The organism is Bhargavaea sp. CC-171006 (assembly GCF_009761675.1).
Taxonomy (GTDB): Bacteria; Bacillota; Bacilli; order Bacillales_A; family Planococcaceae; genus Bhargavaea; species Bhargavaea changchunensis.
This window is the reverse complement of sequence record NZ_QUZH01000003.1, coordinates 125658-144811: the sequence shown is the minus strand read 5'-3', so window position 1 is coordinate 144811 and position 19154 is coordinate 125658. Positions and strand designations below refer to the sequence as shown.

Annotated in this window: 18 protein-coding genes; 17 read left to right on the top strand and 1 reads right to left on the bottom strand. The window is 54.3% G+C overall.

Annotated features, from left to right (window positions below; translation table 11 throughout):
* The first annotated feature begins 104 nt into the window (after positions 1-104).
* From purS to DZC51_RS01050, 10 genes are all read left to right on the top strand, one after another.
* Positions 105-359 (top strand): phosphoribosylformylglycinamidine synthase subunit PurS, encoded by a 255-nt coding sequence (gene purS / locus DZC51_RS01090; RefSeq protein WP_063181450.1) that lies wholly within the window; start codon positions 105-107, stop codon positions 357-359.
* On the top strand, positions 356-1042 hold the full coding sequence (purQ, locus tag DZC51_RS01085) for a phosphoribosylformylglycinamidine synthase subunit PurQ (RefSeq protein WP_157293508.1): 687 nt from the start codon (positions 356-358) through the stop codon (positions 1040-1042). The genes purS and purQ overlap by 4 nt, the downstream gene beginning before the upstream one ends.
* Positions 1026-3257 carry a phosphoribosylformylglycinamidine synthase subunit PurL gene (purL, locus tag DZC51_RS01080; protein ID WP_157293507.1) on the top strand — a complete coding sequence of 744 codons (2232 nt, stop codon included), beginning with the start codon at positions 1026-1028 and terminating at the stop codon, positions 3255-3257. The genes purQ and purL overlap by 17 nt, the downstream gene beginning before the upstream one ends.
* Complete coding sequence (purF, locus tag DZC51_RS01075; RefSeq protein ID WP_157293506.1) at positions 3233-4654, top strand: amidophosphoribosyltransferase; 1422 nt, start codon at positions 3233-3235, stop codon at positions 4652-4654. The genes purL and purF overlap by 25 nt, the downstream gene beginning before the upstream one ends.
* A gap of 15 nt (positions 4655-4669) precedes the next feature.
* Positions 4670-5740 carry a phosphoribosylformylglycinamidine cyclo-ligase gene (gene purM, locus DZC51_RS01070; RefSeq protein WP_157293505.1) on the top strand — a complete coding sequence of 357 codons (1071 nt, stop codon included), beginning with the start codon at positions 4670-4672 and terminating at the stop codon, positions 5738-5740.
* Positions 5737-6324, top strand: coding sequence for a phosphoribosylglycinamide formyltransferase (purN, locus tag DZC51_RS01065; protein WP_157293504.1), 588 nt, complete (start codon positions 5737-5739; stop codon positions 6322-6324). The genes purM and purN overlap by 4 nt, the downstream gene beginning before the upstream one ends.
* Before the next feature lie 7 nt (positions 6325-6331).
* The gene (locus DZC51_RS16325) at positions 6332-6454 is read left to right on the top strand and encodes a hypothetical protein (RefSeq protein WP_255448094.1); all 123 of its coding nucleotides are present in this window, start codon (positions 6332-6334) and stop codon (positions 6452-6454) included.
* A 72-nt stretch (positions 6455-6526) separates the two neighbouring features.
* Positions 6527-8062: a bifunctional phosphoribosylaminoimidazolecarboxamide formyltransferase/IMP cyclohydrolase gene (gene purH / locus DZC51_RS01060; protein WP_157293503.1), complete on the top strand. Its 1536-nt coding sequence runs from the start codon at positions 6527-6529 to the stop codon at positions 8060-8062.
* 89 nt (positions 8063-8151) lie between these two features.
* Positions 8152-9411, top strand: coding sequence for a phosphoribosylamine--glycine ligase (gene purD / locus DZC51_RS01055; protein ID WP_157293502.1), 1260 nt, complete (start codon positions 8152-8154; stop codon positions 9409-9411).
* Between the two features lie 72 nt (positions 9412-9483).
* The gene (locus DZC51_RS01050) at positions 9484-9621 is read left to right on the top strand and encodes a hypothetical protein (protein ID WP_157293501.1); all 138 of its coding nucleotides are present in this window, start codon (positions 9484-9486) and stop codon (positions 9619-9621) included.
* A gap of 230 nt (positions 9622-9851) precedes the next feature.
* Here DZC51_RS01050 and DZC51_RS01045 read toward each other — a convergent pair whose 3' ends face one another.
* Positions 9852-10319, bottom strand: a complete 468-nt coding sequence (locus tag DZC51_RS01045) for a YgaP family membrane protein (protein ID WP_157293500.1) — start codon at positions 10317-10319, stop codon at positions 9852-9854.
* Positions 10320-10423: 104 nt separating this feature from the next.
* Between DZC51_RS01045 and DZC51_RS01040 the strand changes: the two genes are divergently transcribed.
* From DZC51_RS01040 to DZC51_RS01010, 7 genes are all read left to right on the top strand, one after another.
* Entirely contained in the window at positions 10424-12154 is a 1731-nt protein-coding gene (locus DZC51_RS01040) for an adenine deaminase C-terminal domain-containing protein (protein WP_157293499.1), read from the top strand.
* Between the two features lie 54 nt (positions 12155-12208).
* Entirely contained in the window at positions 12209-13225 is a 1017-nt protein-coding gene (locus tag DZC51_RS01035; protein ID WP_157293498.1) for a DUF3048 domain-containing protein, read from the top strand.
* A 40-nt stretch (positions 13226-13265) separates the two neighbouring features.
* Positions 13266-13580, top strand: coding sequence for a YerC/YecD family TrpR-related protein (locus tag DZC51_RS01030; RefSeq protein WP_008300008.1), 315 nt, complete (start codon positions 13266-13268; stop codon positions 13578-13580).
* A 42-nt stretch (positions 13581-13622) separates the two neighbouring features.
* A complete protein-coding gene (locus DZC51_RS01025; protein ID WP_157293497.1) occupies positions 13623-14174 on the top strand; it encodes a GNAT family N-acetyltransferase in 552 nt (183 codons plus the stop codon).
* Between the two features lie 184 nt (positions 14175-14358).
* Positions 14359-15198, top strand: coding sequence for an STAS domain-containing protein (locus DZC51_RS01020; protein ID WP_157293496.1), 840 nt, complete (start codon positions 14359-14361; stop codon positions 15196-15198).
* A 363-nt stretch (positions 15199-15561) separates the two neighbouring features.
* On the top strand, positions 15562-17451 hold the full coding sequence (locus DZC51_RS01015; RefSeq protein WP_198304029.1) for a XylR N-terminal domain-containing protein: 1890 nt from the start codon (positions 15562-15564) through the stop codon (positions 17449-17451).
* A gap of 188 nt (positions 17452-17639) precedes the next feature.
* Positions 17640-19154, top strand: coding sequence for a 4-hydroxyphenylacetate 3-hydroxylase family protein (locus tag DZC51_RS01010; protein ID WP_157293494.1), 1515 nt, complete (start codon positions 17640-17642; stop codon positions 19152-19154).

The window sequence follows — 19154 nt, the reverse complement described above, 5'->3', positions numbered from 1 at the left end:
GAGGAGGCTTGGCGCCCGCCCGCGGAAAGCGAAGAGCCCGGAGCGGAGTATCTCCGCACTTCATCTAAACCACCACACACTCACCAATTGGGAGGCCAACCAAAATGAAAAAAGCAAATGTGTACGTGACGCTCCGTGAAAGTGTAATCGATCCCCAGGGGACTGCAGCCATCAACGTCCTCCATGCCAAAGGCCATGACAACGTCAAAGATGTCCGCATCGGCAAATACATCGAACTGACCATCGAAGACACGGGGCAAGATCTCGACACGGCCGTCAGGGAAATGTGTGAAAAGCTCTTCGTGAACACAAACGTCGAAGACTACCGGTACGAAGTGTTGGAGGTTGAAGAGGCATGAAATTCGCCGTCATCCAGTTTCCGGGATCCAGCTGCGATCTTGACCTCTACCATGCCGTAAAAGATGTCCTTGGAGAAGAAGCGGAATACGTCCATCACCATGAAACGGACCTGTCCGGCTACGACGCCATCCTCCTACCGGGCGGCGCTTCCTACGGCGACGCCGTGCGGGCCGGAGCCCTTGCGCGCACGACACCCGTCATGGAAGCAATCATCCGGGCTGCGGAAGAAGGAAAGCCCGTCCTCGGCGTGGGCAATGGCTTCCAGATTCTGACGGAAGCGGGCCTTCTGCCGGGCGCATTCCTCAAGAACCGTGACCAGAAGTTCATCTGCCGCACAGTCAAAGTCCAGGTCGTCAACAACCGTACGCCATTCACAAGCGAGTACACCGAGGGCGAGGAACTCAACATCCCGATCGCCCACGGCGAAGGCAACTTCTACTGCGATGAAGAGACCTATGTCCAACTCAAAGAAAACAACCAGATCGTCTTTGTTTACTCTGACGGCAATCCGGACGGATCCGTTGGAGACATCGCGGGCCTCGTCAGCGAAAAGGGCAATGTCCTCGGCATGATGCCCCATCCGGAGCGAGCGGCCGAGTCCATCCTGGGCTCCGAAGACGGACTGAATGTATTTAAATCGATCGTGAATGAGTGGAGGGAATCCCATGCTAACCAAGCTTGAGCCGACAGCGGAACAGATCCGCGATGAGAAGATCTACGCACAGATGGGCATGACGACGGAAGAGTTCGAAATGGCAGTCAAGCTTCTCGGCCGCCTGCCGAACTATACGGAAACCGGCCTGTTCTCCAGCATGTGGTCGGAGCACTGCTCGTACAAAAGCTCCAAGCCTGTCCTCCGCAAGTTCCCGACCGAAGGCCCGCAGGTTCTCATGGGACCCGGGGAAGGCGCGGGTATCGTCGACATCGGCGACAACCAGGCCGTCGTCTTCAAGATGGAGTCTCACAACAGCCCGTCGGCAATCGAGCCGTATGAAGGCGCGGCGACAGGCGTCGGCGGCGTTCTGCGTGACGTCTTCTCGATGGGTGCACAGCCGATCGCGGCCGTGAACTCGCTCCGTTTCGGGGAACTCGACAACGACCGCGACCGCTGGCTGTTCGAGGAAGCCGTCGCAGGAATCGCCGGCTACGGCAACACGATCGGCATCCCGACTGTCGCTGGCGAAATCCAGTTCGACCCTTCGTACGCGGGCAAACCGCTTGTCAACGCAATGGCAATCGGTCTCCTCAATCACGAAGACATCCAGCGCGGCTTAGCTGCTGGCGTGGGCAACACCGTCATGTATGTCGGGGCGAAGACCGGGCGCGACGGCATCCACGGCGCGACCTCTTCATCAGAAGAAATTTCGGATGACCCGGGCAAGGAACGTGCTCCGGTACAGGCGGGCGACCCGTTCACGGAAAAGCTGCTTATGGATGCATGCCTTGAACTCGTGAAGTCTGACGCCCTGATCGGCATCCAGGACATGGGTGCAGCGGGCCTGACCTCTTCTTCCGCAGAAATGGCTTCGAAGGCAGGTTTCGGCATCGAGATGAACCTGGACCTTGTCCCTCAGCGTGATGAGGACATGACCGCATACGAAATGATGCTTTCCGAATCCCAGGAGCGGATGCTGATCGTCGTGCAGAAAGGCCGTGAGCAGGAAGTCATCGACCTCTTCGCCAAATACGATCTTGAAGCGGTCTCGATCGGCCACGTCACGGATGACAAAATGCTCCGCCTGCTCCACAAGGGCGAAGTTGTCGCTGAAGTCTCTGCAGATGCGCTTGCCGAGGACGCGCCTGTCTACAACAAGCCGTCCCGTGAGCCGGAATACTTCCGTGAGTTCCAGGAGATGGAGCAGCAGGAGCCGGAAGTGGAAGATTTCTCGGATACACTCGTGTCCCTGCTGAAGCAGCCGACGATCGCTTCGAAGGAATGGGTGTACAGCCAGTTCGACCATCAGGCCCGCACCAACACGGTAGTTGCCCCGGGATCTGACGCAGCCGTCGTGCGTGTACGCGGTACCGAGAAGGGCTTGGCGATCACTGCCGACTGCAACTCCCGCTACATTTATCTCGACCCTGAAACAGGCGGAAAGATCGCGGTCGCGGAAGCGGCGCGGAACATCGTCTGCTCGGGCGGCAAGCCGCTTGCCATCACGGACTGCCTGAACTTCGGCAGCCCGGATAATCCGGAGATCTTCTGGCAGCTTGAAAAGTCAGCGGACGGCATCAGCGCGGCCTGCCTCGCACTTGACGCCCCGGTCATCAGCGGTAACGTCTCGCTCTATAACGAGCGCGGCGGAAAGCCGGTCTACCCGACACCGACGATCGGCATGGTCGGCCTTGTGGAGAACCTTGCACATACGACGACCCAGGAAGCGAAAGCCGAAGGGGACTTCGTTTACCTGATTGGCGAGACCAAGACCGAATTCGGCGGATCCGAGCTGCAGAAAATGCTGAACGGCGGCAAGATCTCCGGCAAGGCTCCGGCAATTGACCTTGATGTGGAAGCCTCCCGCCAGGAAGCGCTCCTTGCGGCCATCCGTGAAGGCGTCGTCCGCTCCGCGCATGACGTTGCGGAAGGCGGCGTTGCAGTGGCGCTTGCCGAGAAGGTGTTCGGCACCGGGCTTGGCGCTGATGTGAAGCTTGAAGGTTCTGCGGTCACCGCGCTCTTCAGTGAAACACAGTCCCGCTTTATCGTGACGGTCAGCCCGGAGCACGCGGCCCGCTTTGAAGAGCTGGCTTCCGATGCCCGGAAGATCGGTGAAATTACTCAAACGGACCGCCTGGTCATCCGTGACGCTGACGGCAATCCGCTGATCAGTCAGGATGTTTCCATGCTTGAATCCGCCTGGAAAGGGGCGATCCCGTGCTTAGTGAACTCAGAGGGCTAAATGAAGAATGTGGCGTGTTCGGCATCTGGGGCCACGAAAATGCGGCCCAGATGGCGTACTACGGCCTTCATGCCCTCCAGCACAGGGGGCAGGAAGCGGCCGGAATCTGCACGGTGCATGACGATCATCTGCTCATTGAAAAAGGGGAGGGGCTCGTCAACGACGTGTTCCATGGTGACCGGCTGAATAAGTTGCCGGGCCATGCGGCGATCGGGCATGTCCGCTACACGACGGATGGCGGGCGAGGCATCGAGAATGTCCAGCCCCTCGTTTTCCGCTCGACAACAGGCAGTCTTGCCATTGCCCACAACGGCAACGTCACGAATGCCTCCGAGCTGAAGCGCCATCTTGAGCGTCAGGGCAGCATCTTCCAGTCGACATCCGACACGGAAGTGCTTGCACACCTCATCAAAAAGAACATCAGCTATCCGCAGAACGAACGGCTCAAGAAAGCACTTGCCCAGCTGCAGGGCGCTTTCGCCTTCGTCCTCCTGACCGAAGATGCGCTCTACGTGGCACAGGACCCGAACGGCATGCGTCCGCTGTCACTCGGCTGCATCGGCGGGGAGACGTGGGTGGTCGCCTCCGAGACATCGGCGTTCGACCTGATCGGTGCGGAGACCGTGCGTTCAGTCGAACCGGGTGAACTGGTCATCATCGATGACAAGGGTATTCGGAGCGACCGGTTCGCGCCAAAGGCAAACCGTGCCATCTGCTCGATGGAATACATCTATTTCTCCCGTCCTGATTCCGACATCGACGGCATCAACATCCACATGGCCAGGAAGCGCCTCGGCAAGCGGCTGGCCCAGGAAGTCAAGATCGATGCGGACGTCGTCACAGGCGTGCCGGACTCCAGCATTTCCGCCGCAATCGGATTTGCAGAGGAAAGCGGCATCCCGTACGAGATGGGGCTGATCAAGAACCGGTATGTCGGCCGGACATTCATCCAGCCGTCCCAGGAACTGCGGGAGCGCGGCGTCAAGATGAAGCTGTCCCCGGTCCGCCAGGTGGTCGAAGGCAAGCGGGTCGTCATGGTCGACGACTCGATTGTCCGCGGCACCACCTCCAAGAAAATCGTCAAAATGTTGCGTGATGCAGGCGCGAAGGAAATCCACGTCGTCATCAGCGCTCCGCCGCTGATCGCCCCGTGCTTCTACGGCGTCGACATCAGCACCGACTCCGAACTGATCGCCACAGGGCGCACGACGGAGGAGATCTGTGAACTGATTGGAGCGGACTCGCTCCAGTTCCTGTCGGCGAAAGGACTGGTCGAGGCGGTCGGCCGGAACGATGAAGACCCGAACCGGGGCCACTGCCTCGGATGCTTTACCGGAAATTACCCGACGAACATTTTCGCGGACACGAAACTGCCGCATGAAAAGGAACTCGTTTAAGAGGAGGCCACTGGCATGTCAAAAGCATATGAACAGGCCGGCGTAAACATCGAAGCCGGATATGAATCGGTCGAACGGATGAAATCCCATGTCGCCCGCACGGAGCGGAAGGGTGTTATGGGTGCGTTCGGCGGATTCGGCGGGATGTTCGACCTGTCCGAGCTCGGCTACAGCCAGCCGGTCCTCGTCTCGGGGACGGACGGCGTCGGCACGAAGCTGAAAGTCGCCTTCATGGCGGACAAGCATGACACGATCGGTGTCGACTGCGTCGCCATGTGCGTGAACGACATCGTCGCACATGGCGCGGAGCCGCTTTATTTCCTCGACTATGTCGCGCTCGGCAAGGCCGTGCCGGCACGTGTCGAAGCCATCGTCAAAGGCGTCGCCGACGGCTGCGTCCAGGCCGGTGCGGCACTGATCGGCGGCGAGACGGCGGAGATGCCCGGACTCTATGAGGAAGATGAATACGACCTCGCAGGATTCGCGGTCGGCGCTGCCGAGAAGAAGGACATTGTGACCGGCGAGAAGGTCGCTGAAGGTGATGTCCTCGTCGGCATCGCGTCCAGCGGCATCCATTCGAACGGTTACTCACTTGTCCGGAAGATTGTCTTTGAACAAGTTGGAGTCAAGGCGGATGAACCGGTTCCGGGCTATGAGGAGCTGGGGAAATCGGCGGAAGCACTGCTCACGCCTACAAAAATCTACGCCAAGCCGGTGCTGGAGATGGCACGCAGCCTGGACGTCCACGGAATGGCGCATGTGACGGGCGGCGGCTTCTACGAAAACGTCCCGCGCATGCTGCCGGAAGGCCTTGCCGCGGAAATCGACCTCGGCTCGTGGGAAGTGCTCCCTGTATTCCGCATGGTGAAGGAAAAAGGCGAGCTTGCCGACCGCGACCTGTACTCTGTCTTCAATATGGGCATCGGATTTATCGTCGCCCTTCCTGAATCCGAAGCGGCAGAAGCAATCCGCATCGCGGAAGCCCACGGCGAAAAGGCATCGGTCATCGGCCGTGTCGTGGCAGGCGTTGGTGTCCGCTTTAACGGCGAGCATGACGGCACGCTTGCGGGAGGTCCGGAAGCATGAGCCGGAAACCTCGCATTGCCGTTTTCGCATCCGGAAGCGGTTCGAACTTCGAAGCGATCGCCCAGGCGGCGGCAGACGGCGAACTGGAAGCGGAAATCGTGCTTCTCGTCACCGACAAGCCGCTTGCGAAAGTGATGGAGCGGGCGGAGCGTTTCCGAATCCCGTCCGTCGCCTTTAATCCGAAAGCCTACCCGGACAAAGCCGCCTACGAGCACACCGTCCTCGGAAGGCTTCAAGAAGAGGGCGTCGACTGGATCGCCCTTGCGGGGTACATGCGGCTGATCGGCCCGACGCTGCTTGATGCCTATCCAAACCGCATCGTGAACATCCACCCGTCGCTCCTCCCGGCATTTCCGGGCAAGGACGCGATCGGCCAGGCGATGGACGCCGGCGTGGAAGTGACCGGCGTCACCGTCCACTATGTCGACGAGGGCATGGACACCGGCCCGGCGATTCTCCAGCGGGAAGTCCCCGTTGTGGCGGGGGACCGCGAGAAAACAGAGGCTGCGATCCACGCGGTGGAACACGATTTGTATAAGGAAGCCCTGCGGAAAGTGTTGGCGGAGAGCGCGGTCACGGAATAATTTCAGCGTGTTCTTGGCGAAAGTGACGAATCAGCGCCCGAAAGTGACGAATGGGCCTGTGAAAGTGACGAATGCCCGCCTGAAAGTGACGAATCACCATCCGAAAGTGACGAACCGCTCTCGTTTCTGAATCAAAAGATCTTACAACAGCCGCCGGCACCCAATAAGCCGGCGTTCTGATTTACATAAGGAGGCTCCAACCGTGAAAAAACGAGCACTGCTCAGCGTATCGGACAAATCCGGTGTTCTCGAGTTCGCGAAGGAACTTGAAGAACTCGGCTATGAAATCCTGTCGACCGGCGGGACGATGAATCATCTGAAGGAAAATGGCGTCGCCGTCACCGCAGTCGGTGACGTGACCGGATTCCCGGAAATCCTCGGGGGACGCGTCAAGACGCTCCATCCGTATATCCATGGCGGCCTGCTCGCCAAGCATGATGACCCGGCCCACCAGGCCGAACTGGAGGAACACGGCATCCTTCCGATCGACATCGTCTGCGTGAACCTGTATCCGTTCAAGTCGACGATTTCAAAACCGGACGTGACAGTCGAAGACGCGATCGAAAACATCGACATCGGCGGCCCGACGATGCTGCGAGCATCCGCGAAAAACCATGCGTATCTCACGGTGCTCGTCGACTCTGCGGATTACCCGGCGGTTCTCGAAGAGCTCAAGAATGACGGAGCGACCACACTTGAAACCCGCCGACGCCTGGCTGCGAAAGTGTTCCGTCATACAGCAGCTTATGACGCGCTCATTTCCGGCTACCTGACTGATCTGGCAGGCGAGGAATTCCCGGAAAGTGTCACGATGACGTACGAGCTTAAGCAGCCGCTCCGCTACGGCGAGAACCCGCATCAGAAGGCGGCCTTCTACAGCCGTCCGCTAGGCGGGGAGTTCTCGATCGCCCGCGCGGAACAGCTTCACGGGAAGGAACTCTCCTACAACAACATCCAGGACGCCGATGCCGCAATCGGCATTGTCCGAGAATTCAGCGACCCGGCAGCGGTCGCGGTCAAGCACATGAACCCTTGCGGCGTCGGCACAGCGGAAACGCTCTCCGATGCGTTCAAGGCAGCATACGATGCAGACCCCGTCTCGATCTTCGGCGGCATCATTGCGCTGAACCGTGAAGTCGATGCGGCGACAGCCGAACAACTGGGCGGCATCTTCCTTGAGATCATCATCGCGCCGGGCTACACAGACGAAGCATTTGAGATCCTCACCATGAAGAAGAATATCCGCCTCCTGAAATTGGACGGAGCAGAAGGCAAGCGCGACGAGTGGGCGACCGTCTCAGTCGAGGGCGGCCTCCTCAGGCAGAATCCTGACACCGCGTCGCTTGAGGATGCAGACATCAAAGTCGCAACCAAGCGTGAGCCGACTGAAGAAGAATGGGAAGCGCTGAAGCTTGGCTGGAAAGTCGTCAAGCACGTGAAGTCGAATGCCATTGTCGTCTCGGACGCCAACCGTACGCTCGGCGTTGGAGCAGGCCAGATGAACCGTGTGGGTGCGGCGAAGATCGCGCTCGAGCAGGCAGGCGACCGCGCGAAAGGCGCAGGCCTCGCATCCGACGCCTTCTTCCCGATGGACGACACCGTCGAAGCGGCGGCCAAAGCCGGCATCACGGCGATCATCCAGCCGGGTGGTTCGAAGAAGGACGAGGATTCCATCAAGAAAGCCGACGAATACGGCATCGCAATGGTATTCACCGGCATCCGCCACTTCAAGCACTGATTGATTGTTGCTGAATGTGAAGCAAACACCACCAACAAAGAAAACAACCTGCCGGATGTGCAGGTTGTTTTCATAAGGAGTGAACCCAAATGGATGTACTCGTCATCGGTAGCGGCGGCCGCGAGCACGCGCTCGTCCGCCAGTTCGCCAAGTCCCCATCCGTCAGTAAAGTCTACGTCGCCCCGGGCAATGACGGCATGCGGGATGACGCCGAAGTCGTCCCGCTAGGCGTTATGGAATTCGGCAAGCTCGCCGACTTCGCGAAAGCAAACAACATCGGCCTGACATTCGTCGGTCCCGAGCAGCCGCTTGCCGGCGGTATCGTCGACCATTTCCAGGCGGAAGGCCTCCGCGTCTTCGGACCGGACAAAGCAGCGGCCCAACTGGAAGGCTCGAAGGCATTTGCTAAAGAACTCATGAAGAAGTACAGCATCCCCACCGCCAAGTATGAGACGTTCACCGACGCGGAACAGGCCAAGGCATATATCCGTGAGCAAGGCACGCCGATCGTCATCAAGGCGGACGGCCTTGCGGCAGGGAAGGGTGTCGTCGTCGCGATGACTCTGGATGAAGCGCTCGGAGCGGTAGACGACATGATCGGCGGCCGGAAGTTCGGCGACTCGTCCGCTCGTGTCGTCATCGAGGAATTCCTCGACGGGGAAGAGTTTAGCTACATGTCGTTCGTCCATGGTGGCAAGATCTTCCCCATGCCGATGTCCCAGGACCATAAGCGCGCGTTCGACAATGATGAGGGTCCGAACACCGGCGGCATGGGCGCTTATTCTCCGGTTCCCCATCTTCCGGAAGAAGTGGTCCGAGCTGCCCACGAGCAGATCGTCGAAGCGACCGTCCGCGCGATGGACGCGGAAGGCACGCCGTTCACCGGCATCCTCTACGCCGGCCTGATCCTGACCGGAGATGGCCCGAAAACGATCGAATTCAATGCCCGCTTTGGCGACCCCGAAACCCAGGTCGTCCTGCCGCAGCTGAAATCCGATCTTGCGGAATTCCTGGTCGGCCTGCTGGACGGCAATCCAATTGAACCCGTTTGGGAACAAGGTGCCCGCCTCGGCGTCGTCATCGCCGCGGACGGCTACCCCGGGGATGTACAGAAAGGGACGCTTCTGCCAAGGCTCGAATCACTTGAAGAAGCGGGGCTCGATGTCTTCCATGCAGGCACCAAAGCGGAAGGCGATCGCTTTGCCGGAAACGGCGGCCGAGTCATCCTCGTCTCCGCGGAAGGCGAGAGCCTCAAAGAAGCAAGCAAAAAAGCATACGCCGCGCTTGACTCGATGGAATGGAACGGATTCTTCTACCGATCCGACATCGGGAAGCGCGCGATAAAATAAGAAAGAAGCCGTCCCGTGAAGAGGCCACCCAAAAGCCTATTGCATTCGGGAAGCATAAAAGGAACCGCCGCGATGATCCAGTTTCTGGACGTCGTGACGGTTCCTTTTGATAATCCTGGCCGGTTGGCACCTGATTTCGTCATTCGCGAGTCCAATCTCGTCATTGAAGCGGGGAATTTCGTCATTCGTGCCCTGGAATCGGGCGAATGACGAAATTAAGCTGCCGAATGACGAAACTGAAGCTAGGAATGACGAAACCGAAGCGGTGAATGACGAAACCAGGGGCGGCAGTCGCCCTCCGCAGTGAGATATCCTATGCCGTTAAGTGGATAAAACCCTGCTTGAATTCATTTCTCCACTTACAACATTCAGAAAAATACGATAGAATGGAGCTGACGGGAGAAAATAGAAAAAACGGACGGCTACCCGTCCGCGGAGTGTCAGATGGACTGCATCGGGTCTTTTTTCTGGCCTTGTCCAGATCCCGACTGGCTGGAACCGCCGTTGTTTTTGTAAGCGGATTCATTCTGTCCGGATGGAACATTTTGTTCCGACCCGGCCCCGTCAAAGCCTCCGTACATGAACGCCTGAATCTGCTCATCGGCACCGCCGGATCCACCGGAACCGTTTGCGTTTCCGGAAGAGGATACGGATGGCAGCGTGCCGCCGCTGACTTCGGGCTTCATCATGGCGTCCATGCCGCCGTTCATCATTTCCTTCAACGGGCAGTAGCGGACGATGCCTTCCGCCGTCTTGCAGGCGCCGGACAGGACAAGGATCGGGCCGGCCATGCTGCGCGGATCCCGGACCATGCGCGAGGTGCCCCAGGCAAGCATCGCAAGGCCCGAGCTGATTCGCAGATAGGCACTTTTCGTACCGATGTTAATCGTTTGATCATTTGGATTCATATTAATTTCTCCTTCCGAACACCCGGTTTCGGCCGTGTGTCTTTTTTTCACTTTCACACTGTGATAAGATAAAGTAACAGATAGACAGTCAGGGGGCAGCGACGATGGCTCAAGCACCATGGAAAATCAGGGAACTCCGAAACCACACCGCGGTCATCGACGGCAGGCGTGCACCGGATCTCCTGATCACGAATGCTACATACCTGCACGGGATCATGAAAAAATGGATCTCGGGCAACATCTGGATCTCCGGTGACCGCATCGTCTATGCGGGTTCGGACATGCCGAAAAACATGGAAGGCACAGAAGTGGTCGATGCCTCCGGCAAAGTAATCGTGCCGGGCTATATCGAGCCGCATGTGCATCCATATCAGCTATATAATCCCCTCTCTTTCGCGGATTATGCATCCCGGCGGGGGACGACGACCTTCATCTCGGACAACAGCGTGCTGTTTTTGACGATGGAGAATTGGAAAGCGTTTGCAATCCTTGACCAGCTCAAGGCCTTGCCGTTTTCGTTTTACTGGTGGTCACGGTTTGATTCGCAGACACAGATGGACCGCGAAGAGGAACTGTACACGACACAGGCGGTCGGTGAATGGATGGCGCGCCCCGACGTACTGATGGGCGGCGAGCTCACCGCCTGGCCGCGGCTTCTTGCGGGCGATGACCAGATGCTTTATTGGATCCAGAACGCCAAGCAGGCCGGCATGAAAATCGAAGCGCATCTTCCCGGTGCTTCCGAGCGGACGCTCGCTCGGCTTCGCCTGCTCGGTGCGGACGGCGACCATGAGGCGATGACGGCGGAAGAAGTGGAAAGGCGCATCCTGCAGGGCTACGCCGTGACGCTCCGCTATTCATCGATCCGGCCGGACCTTCCGGACATGCTGAAGGGAATCCTCGAGAAGAACCTCGACATCTTCGATCATCTCATGATGACGACCGACGGCTCGACGCCGTCGTTCCACGAAGACGGTGTCATGGACAAGTGCATCCGTGCCGCACTCGATGCCGGGGTCAGACCGGAAGATGCTTATGCGATGGCGACATACAATATTGCGCGCTATTACGATATGGAGAACCTGCACGGCCTGATCGCAACCGGGAGATATGCGAACCTTAACTTCCTGGAAAGCCCGGAAAATCCCGTGCCGACGGATGTCCTGTCAAAAGGTGTCTGGATGAAGCGGGACGGGGAAGACGCTTATGAATTCCCGGAAATCGACTGGTCGTGGCTTGAACCATACAACCCGCCGTATGAGCTGGATGAAAACGACTTCCAATTCTCGTTCCCGTTCGGGGTTCAGATGGTGAACGACGTCATCACGAAGCCGTACAGCGTCGATGTCGACCCGTCCGATCAGAAACTGCCTTCCGGGCAGAATCAGAGTTTCCTCATCCTGATCGACCGTGAAGGAAATTGGCGGGTGAACACGCTCATCAAAGGCTTCGCGGACGATGTTCTCGGCTTTGCCTCTTCCTACTCCAACACGGGCGACATCATCATGATCGGCAAGAACATGGCCGACATGAAACTCGCATTTGACCGCCTGAAGGAAATCGGCGGAGGGATGGCGCTGACGGAAAACGGCAAAGTCATCGCTGAATTGCCGCTTACGCTCGGTGGCGTGCTGTCGGAAGCCCCGATGGAACAGCTGATCGCCCAGGAAAAGAAACTCAAAGAGGAACTGAAGGCGCGCGGCTACAAACACGGTGATGCGGTTTACACGCTCCTGTTCCTCCAGGCTACCCATCTTCCGTATGTGCGTATCACGCAAAAAGGCATTTACGATGTCATGAACGGCAAAGTCATGTTCCCCGCACTCATGCGATAGGACAAGGTCCGCATATACATAGATGACCGAGTTCAAGCATAGGGGGAACAGACTTTGAAAAAAAGAAATTGGATCGCGGCGGCTGCCGCCGCGGTCCTGCTTGCAGGATGTTCGGAAGGCGAAGTTGGTAAGCCGGAATCCGACAATGAAGAGAAGCCGGAAGAAGCGATTGCGGAAGTCACTTACACCGCACCATATACAGGTCTTGAACTGGAGGCAGAGCCGGACATGCGGCCTGTCCTCGCAACGCTGAACAATCATCCGGACGCACGGCCACAGTCCGGATTGGCGGAGGCCGATGTCATCTATGAAATGCTTGCGGAATACGAGGTCACGAGGCTGCTCGCTCTCTACCAGTCGGAGATTCCCGAGAAAATGGGGCCGATCAGAAGTGCCCGCGACTATTTCATAGATCTGGCCGCCGGGCACGGCGCATTATTCATCGCCCACGGCCATAGCCCGGAGGCGAAAGAGCTTCTGGATTCCGGAGCCGTGGATCATCTGAACGGCATCCGGTACGAGGGAACTTTATTCCTGCGTTCCAAAGACCGGAAAGCCCCTCATAATTCGTATATTACGGGTGATGCGGTATTTGAGGGAGCCATGGACAGCGGCATCCGGATGGACAACCCGAAAGATCCTGGCTGGCGATTTGATCCGGAACCACCGGCCGGAGGCGAAGAGTCTCTTGAGGCTGACATCACATACGGCCGCTTCCCGAATTTCAACAGCCGATATGTCTATGATCCTCTTACTGCCTCGTATACAAGATTTTCCGGAGGGGAAGAGACCGTGGATGCCGCGGAAAATCAGCCGGTGCATCTGGCAAATGTCCTGATTCTTGAAGTCCCTCACAGGGTCATCGACGACAAGGGACGCCGTTCCCTTGATCTTGCGGCAGGCGGAAAGGCCGCTGTTCTCAGGAGCGGACTTGTCTATCAGGCATCCTGGGAACTCCGGGACGGAATTCCGACAGTGATGGCTGGCGACCAACCGTTTGCCCTCGCACCGGGAAAGACGTGGATACATCTTGTACCGGACATTTCCGATACGTTGACCCAACACCCTTAAATCCGTATGAACTGATTGAACAGATAAAGGAGGTGCCGACATGGCACTCGAAAAACTGCGCGGCCCGCAGACCGACGCGCTGTTCGAAGCGATCCTCGAACTGCGTGACCTGGACGAATGCTACCGCTTCTTCGATGACCTCGCGACGATCAGTGAGGTCCAGTCGCTCTCACAGCGGCTGAACGTGGCGCGGATGCTGAAAATGGGCTACACATACGAAAACATCAAAAACGAAACCGGCGCCTCCACCGCCACCATCTCCCGCGTCCGGCGCTGCTTCGACTACGGCTCCGGCGGCTACGGAGAGATTCTGGAGCGCATGGATGAAAAGGATAAGGAAGAAGAAAAGGCGTGAGGATCCGATCTCACGCACAAGTAGTCCTTTAGGAGATGAACCATGAGTAAGCCATTACTCTTTCCCGATTTGGGGTCGGAACGGCTGTTCTTGAGAAATGTAAGCGAAGAAGATACAGAATTTCTTTATGAACATTTCAGTGATGACAAAGTTTGTGAGTATCTTTACGATGAAGAGAATTTCACAAGCAGAGAAGAAGCAGCCGAGCTGGTGGATTTCTACTCCGACCCGGAAAATGCCGGGTACAACAGATGGGTCTTGGTTAAGAAGGAAACCGGCGAACGGATCGGGACATGCGGCTTTCATTTATGGGACCGGACCAATCATATAGCTGAGATCGGTTATGACTTATCTCCTGAATTTTGGGGCCGGGGATATATGAAAGAGGCATTGACCGCTGCTATCGGGAGCGGTTTTGACAACATGAAGCTAAACCGTATTAATGCATATGTTGCAGTAGAAAACCAACGATCATGGAAATTGTTATTGGGCCTAAATTTTAAAAATGAAGGCATTTATAGAGACAAGCACCTCTATAGAGGAAAATACTATGACCACTATTCTTTATCACTTTTAAAAAGAGAATGGAATTAAAGCTTGGAGAGAGGCTCCGAGCTTTTTTATGTTGCACAAAACTCGTGATAATTCTGACGGATAGAGGAGAAGGCATATGTGCCTTTTTGTGATATGATTTTTTGGAATGCCGATGCTGACAGTACGAAAAATTGAATTTCCAAAATATGATCAAACTAAATACTTGGATGGAGGACGGGGGAAATTGACGAAGTATCAGCAGCTTTATGATTTTCTCATTTGTAAAGCCACGGAATTAACAGAGGAATGGTACGAGGGATTGGATAAAGCCTCATCAGGAGGCGTCTATACTACGAATGACCCTAAAGAACTTACATTCCTTAAAAATCAAAACAATAAGTTCCATCATATTTTCTTTAGCGTTTTTATCGCAGAAGAAAAGTTTTTAAAAGAGTTGGAAGACTGGATCGTTATGGTCGCTTCTGATCAAAAACATCTGGAGACTTCCTCGACTCTGATACTGGGTGAATTTTATAGAACACGAAATCAATATCTAAAGTTAATCGAAGAATTTGGGGCTTCGCACGAAAATCAGTATTCGCCAGAGGATAAAGAGGCGTGGGAAAAGCTGATTATAGACACGATGGATCAGGTTACTGTATGGTTTTTCGATGAGTATGACCGACACGCAATGAAGAAGTTAAACGCTCACCGGGAGCTTATAAAGAAGTTGAGTTCACCTGTCATCACGATTACAAAAAATATCGGATTGCTGCCGCTTATTGGCGATATTGATAGTGAACGTGCCAATTTCATACTCGAAAATGCGTTAAGGCAAAGTAATGAAAAACGGCTTGAAAGCCTTTATATCGACTTATCCGGAGTCGTAACGATCGATACAATGGTGGCCCAGCAAATCTTCCAAATGTCCGAGGCATTAACGCTATTGGGCGTTAAAACAATCCTATGCGGAATCAGACCTGAGATTGCTCAAACAGCCATTCATCTGGGGCTTTCGTTTGAGAATATCCCAACCTATTCAACATTGGAAAATGCTCTGTCCTTAAACCCGAATGGTGTTTAGTACTCAGAGTTTTTGCAGGTAAAGTTTCACGATTATGACCTATCAACAACTAAGGGACGTCCCGACTAAACTCAGTCGGGGCGTCTTATTATGATAAAGATCTCTGTGGATGGGTGAGAGGGAAATGGAGAAGGCGCAATAACCGCCTTCTCTTTTTCATTTTTATGGAAGAGGGGATGGTGAAAGCGAACCCTGATCGAAGCGTCTGGATGAGATCGTTTCGCCTGTTTTTGGCAAGGGTCCTTTAGTTCGATTGACTGATATTTGATAATTCACTAATATGTAAATATTGAATCAGTATAATTGCAAGCGTTTACAGTGAACACCGTCCTAATCACCAGTGGTCATAGGAGTGATAGCTACTTGGAAATTACAAATCCAGAGTTAGAGCGGGATATCAGCATTGGACATAATGGACTGATCTATTCAGAGGGCAGCAGAGCCGTTTTGGTTCCGACCTCTTCTTTCGGGATTTTGAGAAAGGACCTGTATTCAAACATCGGAAAGGACAGAGTGAAAGGTTTTTTGATCCGATACGGTTCTGATCTGGGCCGAAAGGATGCCAAGGCCATATTAGCCAAATACAAAGGTGCTCCAATCGAGGAAATCATCCAGAAAGGAACTGTTTTTCATCGACTGCAGGGGCATGTCATTCCGATGATCACCCATTTGGCGGTAAAAAAGCGCAACGATAAGTACTCCGTGTATCTGGAAGGGACTTGGGAGTTTTCTTATGAAGCGGAGGAGCACGTCAGTCATTTCGGGACTGCCGATGCGCCGGTCTGCCATTCATTGGTCGGTTATGTCAGCGGTTTTCTGAGCGAAATCAGCAATCAGACCGTATTGATCAAAGAAGTAGCCTGCAGAGGGAAAGGCGACAGTGTCTGCAGATTTGTCGGAAGGACAAGTGATTATTGGACGGAAGATATGAATGATGAACTGAAGTTTTACAATGAAGAACCCATCGTCAAGGAGTTGGAGTTAACCTATGAAAAACTGCTCGAGGAACGAAATCGCCTAAAAAGCGTATCCGATATTTATAATAAATTGACAGAGGAGATTCTGGACGGAAAGGATCTGGAATCCATCATGGATTTCGTTTATCGCTTGACCAAGACGGCGATCTTGATTGAAGATGCGGATTTGCAGCCGATTGCATCCGGCGGGATACCGGACGGACAATCGGACAGGCTGAACCAGTCATTCAAATCGTTTGTGAAATGCAAAGCAACAATGAAGAAGACGTTCCGGCGGACGAAGATTATTGAAATGCACGATCATATCAGGATTACCACCCCGGTCGTCTTACAGGGGCAAACCATCGGATATTGTTCTTTTGTTTGCCGGGAATGTGAAAACGACGATTCAGCGTCATTACAGATGGTCATTGAACGGATATCTTCGGTTTGTGCATTGTATATCCTGAACAGGCAAACGGAGACTGCAGCTCAGGAAAGGTTAAAGGGAAGGTTTTTGGAGCGTGTTTTAAACAATGAATTTACAAAGGAAGAGATTGTAAGGAGAAGTCACTTTGTCGGGGTCGATTTATTTCAGCCCTACTATATTGTGGCTATTCAATTTGAACATGATGAACCGGATTACAAAAAGGAACTGGCTGTCCTGGAGGAAGTAATGAACAGCACATCAGTCTTCTTTAAGAATTGCGGTATTCATAGTTTGATCGGGCAACAGGCAGGCCATCTCGTATTGCTGTTCCTGAAAGAAGAAATTGAGAAGCATGGGATCAGGGGCACATGTGAAAGCTACTTGAGTTATCTGAGAAAACATTATCCTTCCTCATCCGTCAGGGCGGGAATCAGCATGTGTTCTGATGAAATTGAAAAAGTAAAGGCCAGCTATGAAGAAGCACTTACAGCGCTGAGAATGACAACGGGATATCATTCTATACAGGAGTTTGAATCGTTAGGGATCATCGGTCCACTGATCAATCCGAATAACCAGAAGGATATTGAAAAAATAGCCGTTCACACACTGCTCCCCCTCAGCGAAGATCTGAATGATGACAAGAAATTGGATCTGATCAAAACGTTGTATGTGTATTTGCAAAATGGCGGGAATCTGGAACAGACATCTTCAGACCTTGCCTTATCTTTAAGCGGACTCAGGTACAGGATCGGGAAAATAGAGAAGCTTCTCGATCGGGAGTTGCGGAATCCTGAAACAGCATACAAACTTTTGTTATCCATACAGGTGCTGGTATCTATCGGCAAGATTAAATTGGAGAGCTATTGAAAAACTTCCGTTCACCTATGCAGGGGAACGGAAGTTTTTTTGATGGGTCCATCAAGACTGACAGCTGATGTCTAAAAACTCATGATGTTTGAGCAGTTGCGGTCATTGTTGGGGAAAGCGTTTTCAAATAGACTGATGTTGAAAGATGAAGGAATAGTCAGAGAATAATAGCATTGGAGGATGAAGAAATGTTAACAGGCAACGAATACTTAGAAAGCCTCAGAGATGGAAGAGCAGTCTACTTGAACGGTGAAAAAGTTGACGATGTGACCACCCATCCGGCCTTCCGTAACGCAGCCCGCTCCTATGCCAGAATGTATGACGCCCTCCACGACAAGGAACTAAGCAAGAAACTCGTCACAACCAACGAATTTGGAGACAAAACACATAAATTCTTTGTGACACCGACCAGCTCTCAGGATCTCATCGAGCAGCGGGATGCCATTGCAGAATGGTCAAAGCTGAACTACGGATTCATGGGACGAACACCTGATTATAAAGCTTCATTCATCGGCCACCTGAACGGATACGCCGAATTCTACAAAGGATTCGAAGACAACGCCCGTGCCTGGTACCAAAAAGTCTCGAAAGATGTCTCATTCGTCAACCATACCGTCATTAACCCGCAAGTCGACCGCTCAAAACCACTGCATGAAAACAAAGACGTCTTTGTCCGTGTGGTGAAAGAAAAAGATGACGGAATCATTGTAAGCGGTGCCAAGATGGTCGGGACGGCTGCTCCTCTTACGAATTATAACTTCGTCGCCAATTACGGTCCGAAAGACCTCGGAGGCGGTGACCAGAGCCACGCTCTCATCTTCTTTGTAGCGATGAACGCGCCAGGCGTAAAGATGATCAGCCGCCAATCGTTTGAGCTGAATGCAACAACCAACGGAAAGCCGTTCGATTATCCGCTTTCCAGCCGGTTTGATGAAAATGATGCCGTGATCGTTTTGGATAATGTCTTCATCCCGTGGGAAGATGTTCTGGCCTATCAAAACGTGGAAGTATCAAACAATTTTGTCGCGGGAACCAAGTTTGTGAACCGATTCTCGTTCCATGGCGCGACCCGCCTGGCTGTCAAGCTGGACTTCATGGCCGGACTGCTTCTGAAGGCGACAGAGGCAGCGGGGACCCACCAATTCAGGGGCGTTCAGGTGAATGTCGGGGAAGTCATCGCCCTCAGAAACATGATCTGGGGACTGACGACCGCCATGGCAAGCGAGCCGGACCAGGGCATGAACGGCCTAAAAGTTCCGAACGGATTCTACGCAAATGCCTATCGCGTCCTCGCACCAAACACATGGGTACGAGTGAAGAACATCTTCGAGCAAGTGGTCGCAGGCGGCCTGATCCAACTCCCGTCCAGCGCAAGCGATCTTCTGAATCCTGAGCTCCGGCCGTATATCGACAAGTACTATCGCGGCACCGGGATCGAAGCGGAAGACAAGATCAAGCTGCTGAAGATGGTCTGGGATTCCATCGGTTCCGAATTTGGCGGACGACATGAACTCTATGAAATCAACTATGCGGGCAACACCGAGAATATCCGCCTCGAAGCGCTGAAGCATGCGGAAGCTGTAGGGGCTGCAGACTCGTTCAAGTCCTTTGCCGAAACAGCGATGGGCGACTATGACCTGCATGGCTGGACGAATGAAACATGGGTCAACCCGTCCGAAGTGGAAGCACTGGTTAAACAATAA

Coding starts and splice junctions, on each gene's coding strand:
- DZC51_RS01045 (WP_157293500.1), bottom strand. CDS start 10,319: ATGAATCCAAATGATCAAACGATTAACATCGGTACGAAAAGTGCCTAT.
- DZC51_RS01025 (WP_157293497.1), top strand. CDS start 13,623: ATGAGTAAGCCATTACTCTTTCCCGATTTGGGGTCGGAACGGCTGTTC.
- purD (WP_157293502.1), top strand. CDS start 8,152: ATGGATGTACTCGTCATCGGTAGCGGCGGCCGCGAGCACGCGCTCGTC.
- DZC51_RS01050 (WP_157293501.1), top strand. CDS start 9,484: ATGATCCAGTTTCTGGACGTCGTGACGGTTCCTTTTGATAATCCTGGC.
- purM (WP_157293505.1), top strand. CDS start 4,670: ATGTCAAAAGCATATGAACAGGCCGGCGTAAACATCGAAGCCGGATAT.
- DZC51_RS01030 (WP_008300008.1), top strand. CDS start 13,266: ATGGCACTCGAAAAACTGCGCGGCCCGCAGACCGACGCGCTGTTCGAA.
- DZC51_RS01040 (WP_157293499.1), top strand. CDS start 10,424: ATGGCTCAAGCACCATGGAAAATCAGGGAACTCCGAAACCACACCGCG.
- DZC51_RS01010 (WP_157293494.1), top strand. CDS start 17,640: ATGTTAACAGGCAACGAATACTTAGAAAGCCTCAGAGATGGAAGAGCA.
- purL (WP_157293507.1), top strand. CDS start 1,026: ATGCTAACCAAGCTTGAGCCGACAGCGGAACAGATCCGCGATGAGAAG.
- purN (WP_157293504.1), top strand. CDS start 5,737: ATGAGCCGGAAACCTCGCATTGCCGTTTTCGCATCCGGAAGCGGTTCG.
- purS (WP_063181450.1), top strand. CDS start 105: ATGAAAAAAGCAAATGTGTACGTGACGCTCCGTGAAAGTGTAATCGAT.
- purQ (WP_157293508.1), top strand. CDS start 356: ATGAAATTCGCCGTCATCCAGTTTCCGGGATCCAGCTGCGATCTTGAC.